Origin of the sequence: Micrococcus sp. CH7, from assembly GCF_001595485.1 — a bacterium.
GTDB classification, from domain to species: domain Bacteria; phylum Actinomycetota; class Actinomycetes; order Actinomycetales; family Micrococcaceae; genus Micrococcus; species Micrococcus luteus.
Window position 1 is genome coordinate 252,854 of the sequence record NZ_LOSQ01000021.1, and the last position, 7,067, is coordinate 259,920.

The 7,067-nt window shown below is 72.9% G+C and carries 7 protein-coding genes; 1 reads left to right on the forward strand and 6 read right to left on the reverse strand.

What is annotated here, in order from left to right:
- Positions 1–25: 25 nt before the first annotated feature.
- The 6 genes from AUV08_RS06820 to AUV08_RS06845 form a co-directional block, all read right to left on the reverse strand.
- Positions 26–631 (reverse strand): Trp biosynthesis-associated membrane protein, encoded by a 606-nt coding sequence (locus tag AUV08_RS06820; RefSeq protein WP_041102692.1) that lies wholly within the window; start codon positions 629–631, stop codon positions 26–28.
- Complete coding sequence (locus AUV08_RS06825; RefSeq protein ID WP_061867934.1) at positions 631–2,181, reverse strand: anthranilate synthase component I; 1,551 nt, start codon at positions 2,179–2,181, stop codon at positions 631–633. Before AUV08_RS06825 ends, AUV08_RS06820 begins: the two co-directional genes overlap by 1 nt.
- On the reverse strand, positions 2,178–2,558 hold the full coding sequence (gene hisI, locus AUV08_RS06830; RefSeq protein ID WP_041102690.1) for a phosphoribosyl-AMP cyclohydrolase: 381 nt from the start codon (positions 2,556–2,558) through the stop codon (positions 2,178–2,180). The genes AUV08_RS06825 and hisI overlap by 4 nt, the downstream gene beginning before the upstream one ends.
- Positions 2,559–2,674: 116 nt before the next feature.
- A complete protein-coding gene (hisF, locus tag AUV08_RS06835) occupies positions 2,675–3,445 on the reverse strand; it encodes an imidazole glycerol phosphate synthase subunit HisF (RefSeq protein ID WP_041102689.1) in 771 nt (256 codons plus the stop codon).
- Between the two features lie 46 nt (positions 3,446–3,491).
- Entirely contained in the window at positions 3,492–4,340 is an 849-nt protein-coding gene (gene hisG, locus AUV08_RS06840; protein WP_041102688.1) for an ATP phosphoribosyltransferase, read from the reverse strand.
- A 54-nt stretch (positions 4,341–4,394) separates the two neighbouring features.
- Positions 4,395–4,658 (reverse strand): phosphoribosyl-ATP diphosphatase, encoded by a 264-nt coding sequence (locus AUV08_RS06845; protein WP_041102687.1) that lies wholly within the window; start codon positions 4,656–4,658, stop codon positions 4,395–4,397.
- Positions 4,659–5,666: 1,008 nt separating this feature from the next.
- Between AUV08_RS06845 and AUV08_RS06850 the strand changes: the two genes are divergently transcribed.
- Positions 5,667–6,293, forward strand: a complete 627-nt coding sequence (locus AUV08_RS06850; RefSeq protein ID WP_041102686.1) for a DJ-1/PfpI family protein — start codon at positions 5,667–5,669, stop codon at positions 6,291–6,293.
- The last annotated feature ends 774 nt before the right edge of the window (positions 6,294–7,067 follow it).

Consider the following 7,067-nt stretch of genomic DNA (forward strand, 5'->3'; position numbering starts at 1 on the left):
GCGGGGCGGTCCGAGAGACGGGCACTCACGTGGGGTCGTTGCCGCGGGACAGCTCGTCCCACGCGTCCATCTGGTCCACGCGCCGGCGCTGGGCCGCCTCGCGGGCGGACTGCGCGGGCTGCTCCCCGGCGGCGGCCGGGCCGGGCTCGGAGGCCGCAGGCGCCTTCTCGTAGCGCCGGGACGAACGCCAGCCACGGCCCGCCAGTGCCGCCACGACGCCGCACAGCGCCGCGAGGACGCCGCCGGCCGCCGCGACCCACGGCCACGCCGTCACGGCGTAGTCCTGCGCGAGCGCAGTGGTCCCGGTCGCGTCGGCGACCGCGGCGGCCGCCGTCGTCGCCGGGTCCAGGGCGGCGGTGACCGAGGTCGAGGCGATCACGACCCCGGCCAGCGCCATGAGCACGCCGACGATCACGGCGCCGAGGCGCCGGGCGGTGGTCAGGGCGAGGGCACCGGCCATCACGACCAGGGCCATGGCGGTGGCGACGGGCGCGGCGGCGCCGCCCGACGTCGTCGCCTCGGAGGCGATCCCGCCGGACAGGCCCGTGGCGGTCACCCAGGTGCGGCCCGCCGTGAGCAGCACGAGCCCGCCGGCGGCCAGCGCGGTGAGGACCACGGTGCGGCGGCGCATCACGCCTGCCCCAGCTCGCCCGCGGTCAGCACGGACCGCAGCGGCGCCGTCGCCTTGGTGACGGTCTCGGCGGTCTCGGCGTCGGGATCGGAGTCGGCGACGATGCCGGCGCCGGCCTGCACGTGCGCCTGGCCGCGGTGCAGCGTGGCCGAGCGGATGTTGATCGCCATGTCCATGTTGCCCGCCAGGTCGAAGTAGCCGACGACGCCGCCGTAGGGCCCGCGCTCGGTCGGCTCCCACTCGTCCAGCAGCTGCAGGGCGCGGGGCTTCGGGGCGCCGGACAGCGTGCCGGCGGGGAAGGCGGCGCGGAGGACGTCGAGCGCGTCGACGTCGTCGCGCATGCGGCCCTCCACGTGGGAGACCAGGTGGAGGATGTGGCTGAACGCCTCGAGCTCCATGAACTGGGTGATCTCGACGGTGCCGGGGCGGCACACGCGCGAGAGGTCGTTGCGGGAGAGGTCCACGAGCATGAGGTGTTCGGCCCGCTCCTTCTCGTCCTCCAGCAGGTCCTTGCCGAGGAGGCGGTCGTCCTCCTCGGTGGCCCCGCGCCGCCGTGAGCCGGCGATCGGATGGGTGACCACGCGGCGGTCCCGCACGGTGACGAGCGCCTCGGGCGAGGAGCCCACGATCTCGTACGGCTCCCCGTCCGGGGTCTCGAAGGAGAAGAGGTACATGTAGGGGCTCGGGTTCACCGTGCGCAGGACGCGGTACACGTCCAGACCGGTCGCGTCCGTGGTGACCGAGAAGCGGCGGGAGACGACGGCCTGGAACACCTCGCCGTCGCGGATCGCCCGCTGGGCCTTCCCGACGGCCTCCCGGAAGCCTTCGGCGCCCCACCGGTCCTCGGCCTGGGCGGCGACCTCGTCCGCGTCCGCCTCGAGCCAGCGGCGCGGGACGTCGCTGACCGGGTCCGCGGCCGGGGCGGCCAGGCGCTCGACCATGGCGTCCAGACGGGCGAGCGCGTCGTCGTAGGCGCGGTCCGCGCCGGTGGCCAGGCCGTTGCCGTTCACCGCGTTGGCGATCAGCGTCACGGTGCCGTCCAGGGCATCGTGCACGGCCAGGTCGGTGACGAGGTTCATCGCGAGGTCGGGCAGGCCGAGGTGGTCCTCGGGCGGGTGCGGCAGGCGCTCCCACGCTCGGACCGTGTTCCACCCCAGGAAGCCGGCCATGCCGGAGACGAGGTGCGGCAGAGCGCCTCCGACCTCGGCGCGCACGTCCGTGCGCAGCAGGCGCAGGCACGCGGCGAGCACGTCCAGGGCGCGGCCCTGCGTGGGCAGCCCCTCGGGTGGGGTGCCCTGCCAGTGTGCCTCGCCGTTCCGCGAGGTCAGGGTGACGGATGAGCCGGCCCCGATGAAGCTGTACCGGGACCACGCCGCGCCCGGGGTGGCGGACTCCATCAGGAAGGTGCCGGGGCGGGAGCCGGCCAGGCGCCGGTGGATCGCCAGCGGCGTGAGGCCGTCCGCCAGCACCGTGCGGACCACGGGGATCACGCGGGCGGTGTCCGCCAGACGCAGGAACTCCGCACGGGAGGGAGTGGTGGCGGCGGTCATCGGGCGGCCTCCTCGGGGTCGACGGCGGCCGGCGGCATGACGAGCTCGCGGCCGGTGAAGCAGGTGCGGGTGCCCGTGTGGCAGGCGGGGCCGGTCTGGTCCACGGTGAGCAGCAGGGTGTCGCCGTCGCAGTCCGCGTGGACCGCGCGCACCCGCTGCAGGTGGCCCGAGGTCTCCCCCTTGCGCCACAGCTCGCCGCGCGAGCGGGACCAGTAGGTGGCCCAGCCGGTCTCGAGCGTCGCGCGCAGGGACTCCTCGTTCATCCACGCCATCATGAGCACCTCGCCGGTGCCCTCCTGCTGGGCGATGGCGGGCACCAGGCCCCGGTCGTCGAAGGTCACGGAGGCCACGAGGTCGTCGGGCGGGGAGAGGCTCATGGAGGTCCAGTCTAGGGAGCCGGAGCGGGGCGTGGCCGCCGGGGTAGGCTCCCCCGCACCCTCGGGCCGGCGCCCCCGCGACGACGCGGCCGCCGCGCGGACGGTTCCGTCCGGGGTCAGCGGACGGTGTGCCCCGCCTGCCGCAGGGCGTCCTTGACGCGGGCGAGCATGTCGTCCGGGCCGAAGTGGAACAGGGAGGCGGCGAGCACCGCGTCCGCGCCGGCCGCGACGGCGGGCGGGAAGTGCTCGGGCTCGCCGGCGCCGCCGGAGGCGATCAGCGGCACGCGCGTCACGGCGCGCACGTCCCGGATCATCTCCAGGTCGAAGCCCTCGCGGGTGCCGTCCGCGTCGATCGAGTTGAGCAGGATCTCCCCCACCCCGCGCTCGGAGGCCTCCCGGCACCAGGCGACGGCGTCGATGCCGGTGCCCCGGCGGCCGCCGTGGGTGGTGACCTCGTAGCCGGAGGCGCAGCCCGGGTCCTCCGTGCGCCGGGCGTCGAGGGAGAGCACGAGGACCTGGGACCCGAAGCGGCGGGTGATCTCCGTGATCACCTCGGGCCGGGCCACGGCCGCCGTGTTGACGGAGACCTTGTCCGCCCCCGTGCGCAGCAGCCGGTCCACGTCCTCGACGGTGCGCACGCCGCCGCCCACGGTCAGCGGGATGAAGACCTCCTCGGCCGTGCGGGTCACGACCTCGTAGGTCGTGGCGCGGTCCGAGGTGGAGGCGGTGACGTCGAGGAACGTGAGCTCGTCGGCGCCGGCGGCGTTGTAGCGGCGAGCGAGCTCGACCGGGTCGCCCGCGTCACGCAGGTTCTCGAAGTTCACGCCCTTGACCACGCGCCCGGCGTCCACGTCCAGGCAGGGGATGACACGCACGGCGAGGCTCACGTCGGCTCCTTCGTCTCGGGGGGCTCGGGCGGGACGGCGCGGGCCGTCAGAGGCGGATCGCGTGGATCGCGGAGATCAGGATGCCGCGGGCGCCCAGGGCGTACAGCTCGTCCATGACGCGGTTGGCGTCCGGTTTGCGGACCATGGAGCGCACGGCGACCATCGTCTCGTCCCGCAGCGGGGAGACCGTCGGTGACTCCAACCCCGGGGTGACCGCGGTGGCCGCCTCCAGCAGGTCACGGCGGATGTCGTAGTCGATCATGACCCAGCGGCGGGCCACGAGCACGCCCTTGAGGCGGCGCAGCAGCACGTCGAGGCCCTCGGGGCGCTCCCCCGCGCGGCCGATCAGCACGGCCTCCGAGTCGAGGATGGGCTCGCCGAAGACCTCCATGCCGGCGGCGCGCAGAGTGCTGCCGGTCTCCACGACGTCGGCGATCGCGTCCGCCACGCCGAGCTTGACGGAGGACTCCACGGCGCCGTCGAGGTGCACCACCGTGGCGTCCAGGCCGGTGCGGGCCAGGTAGTCGGAGAGCAGGCCGTCGTAGCTCGTGGCGATGCGCTTGCCGGCGAGCTGCTCGGCGGAGGTGAAGGAGCCGGCGGGGGCGGCGAGACGGAACACGGAGCGGCCGAAGCCGAGCGGCATGATCTCCTCGGCGGTGTCCCCCACCTGCGCGTCGCAGAACAGGTCGCGGCCGGTCAGACCGACGTCGAGGGTGCCCTGGCCGACGTAGACGGCGATGTCCCGTGGGCGCAGGTAGAAGAACTCCACCTGGTTCTCGGGGTCCACGAGGACGAGCTCGCGGGAGTCCCGGCGTTGCCGGTAGCCGGCCTCGGTCAGGATCTCGCGGGCGGACTCGGACAGGGCGCCCTTGTTGGGCACGGCGATGCGCAGCACGCGTCGGTCTCCTCGGGGATGCGGTGGGGCGGGCGGGGAATGGGGCCGGCGGCCTCAGAGGTGACGGTAGACGTCCTCGAGGCTGATACCGCGGGCGATCATCATGGTCTGCACGTGGTACAGCAGCTGAGAGATCTCCTCGGCGGCGGCCTCATCCGACTCGTACTCGGCGGCCATCCAGACCTCGGCCGCCTCCTCGACGACCTTCTTGCCGATCGCATGGACGCCGGCGTCGATCTGGGACACGGTGCCGGAGCCCTCGGGGCGCTCCTGCACCTTGCGCGTCAGTTCCGCGTACAGCTCGTCGAAGGTCTTCACGGGACCACCCTAGCGACCCGGCCCCTCCAGCCCGGACCGCAGTCGGTCATTGTGACGGACGGGACGGCGGGGTCTTCGCCACGCGCTGCACCTGTGAGCCCACGTGGTACGTCCAGGCCGCCCAGCATCCTCCCCCTCCCCGGCCTGCATGCTCTTCCATCCCCCATCGGGACACGAGCGCGAGGCATCGCGGCTCCAGGACGAATCCACGAGACTCGGTCGTCCTCCGGGCGGCCATCCGATCCACCTCCCAGCGGCCCACGCGGTGGGGGGTGAGGGGGGACGGGCTGAACGCGCCCGTGCGGTCCGAACGGACGGCCCGGGCGAGCTCCGACAGGTGGGCACGACACGCTCGTTCCTGACCCCAGCGACGACACCGCTCCTTGCACACCTGTGACACCGCCCGGTAGATCACTGCCCCGAACTCCGCCCGGGCCCACCGCACAGATCTGTTGGGCGACGCACGCATCCATCTCGTGGACTGTCCACGCGTGCTGACCTCGGGTCCAGGTCCCGGAGGCCACTGGTGGGCGGCGCGGCCGCGCCTACGTCGCCGACGGGGAACCGGCATGATTTGGCGAGCGGTCCTGCGGAGGAATCGCCGGCGTGGCCCTCCTCCCCCTCCTAGACGGGGAGCAGAACGCCGTGCTCGGACCCTCGGATTGGACCATGACCCACCATGATGAAGGTGCCCCATTCCGTCCCCCGCGCCGGCGCACCACCGTGCGGGGCGTCGGCCGACTCCCACCGGGGCTGGCCTGCAGGTCCCCGACGGTCTGTCCCACCACGTCATGGACCCTCCTCCACTTCTGTCCAACAGCCCGGGCCGGGGCCGTGACTGACGCGATGGCCTTGTGGGTGGGCGGGGCGGGTAAAGGGGTATACCCGACTTGACGGCGCGGGGCTGGCCCAACGAGGACTCGGCACCGGGGATAGCGCAGCGAATCATCCTCCACCGAACCCGGCGTTCAACACCCTGTGCTGCCGGCCGGTGCGAGGATGGGCGACATGACGGCGACTCCCCCGGCACCACGTCGTGTCTGCATCGTGCTCTTCGAGGGCTTCGAACTGCTGGATGTCTTCGGCCCCGCCGAGCTCTTCGGGCTGGTCCCACAAGTGAGCGTGGAATACGTCGGCCCTCAGCCCGGCCCGGTCACCAGCTCCCACGGCGCCCAGGTCGTCGCAGACCTCGCCTACGCAGACCTCGCCCAGCCCGGCATCCTGCTGGTCCCCGGCGGCCAGGGGACCCGGCGGCTCGTGCACGACCAGGAGTTCCTCACTTGGTTGCGGCATGTGGCCGGCACAGCGCAGATCCTCGCCTCCGTGTGCACCGGTTCGGCTCTCCTCGCCGCGGCCGGTCTGCTCGAGGGTCATCAGGCGACCTCGAACAAACGTGCCTTCACGTGGGCCGCCGGCTTCGGCACGCACGTGGACTGGAAGGCACAGTCCCGGTGGGTCCAGGACAGGAACCGGTGGACGTCCTCTGGTGTAGCCGCAGGCATGGACATGACCGCCGCACTGATCACCGAGCTGCATGGCGAGGCCGTCGCCGAAGCGGCCACACGCCGCGCAGAGTACGAGCCCCACACGGACAGCTCCCGGGACCCGTTCGCCGCCCGCCACGGCTTGAGCTGATCTCTTCCCTTCCGACCCCATGGCGGCGACCCGGACTACCCCGAGCCGTCGTCGTTGCCTCCCACGACCGGTGGCTCCCACATCGTGTCGCACTCCTCTCCCTTCGGGCCTCACCGACATGCGCCGGCGACGTGCCCCAGGGGCATCTTCTCCTGCGCCGGTCCATCCACAGGACCACGCGGACACCTGTCCAGCGCACGCCGGCTGACGTACCAGCGTGGTCCCGCAGGGTCCTCGACAGGGGGTGGTGTCCGCTCGGGGCCGGGCGGGCACCTCCAACTGCTTCCGCCACGGGGTGGGGCCTAGGGCAGCCTGGGGTCGTGCCGGGGCCAACGCAGCGGCGGGGCTCGGGGTGGCCACCGAGCCCAACGCGAACGCCCTCGCGCTGCTGCGCGGGGGCGTCGTGGTCATCGTCCGCTCTCGTGGTCCTCCCGGCACTCCGGGCAGGGGCTCCTTCGGGGGGCATCCGGTCGGCTCAATCGGTCGTTTGTGGCCATCCTGGCTCGCGCCATATGCATGGACACAAGTTCGAGACTGTCCGAGGCAGGGACCAGGTACTTCACTTCGACCGGCGCCGACGAACTGGTTGACATCTCCGGCCCGCCGGGCTCTGCTTGCCCTCATGACGGAACAGGTTCGCCTCCGGCCACTTTCCCCGGGGGATGCACCCGAGATGGCCAGGGTCCTAGGGCGTGTCTGAGAATAGATGCACGAGTCAGCTGAGACCCTGGGGACATGTCCCGGTTCCAGATGCTCTCTGACACCCAATGGGAG

Bases quoted from the DNA above. Each gene is read 5' to 3' on its own strand.
- AUV08_RS06820 (WP_041102692.1), bottom strand. From the start codon at position 631: ATGCGCCGCCGCACCGTGGTCCTCACCGCGCTGGCCGCCGGCGGGCTC.
- hisI (WP_041102690.1), bottom strand. From the start codon at position 2,558: ATGAGCCTCTCCCCGCCCGACGACCTCGTGGCCTCCGTGACCTTCGAC.
- AUV08_RS06850 (WP_041102686.1), top strand. From the start codon at position 5,667: ATGACGGCGACTCCCCCGGCACCACGTCGTGTCTGCATCGTGCTCTTC.
- AUV08_RS06825 (WP_061867934.1), bottom strand. From the start codon at position 2,181: ATGACCGCCGCCACCACTCCCTCCCGTGCGGAGTTCCTGCGTCTGGCG.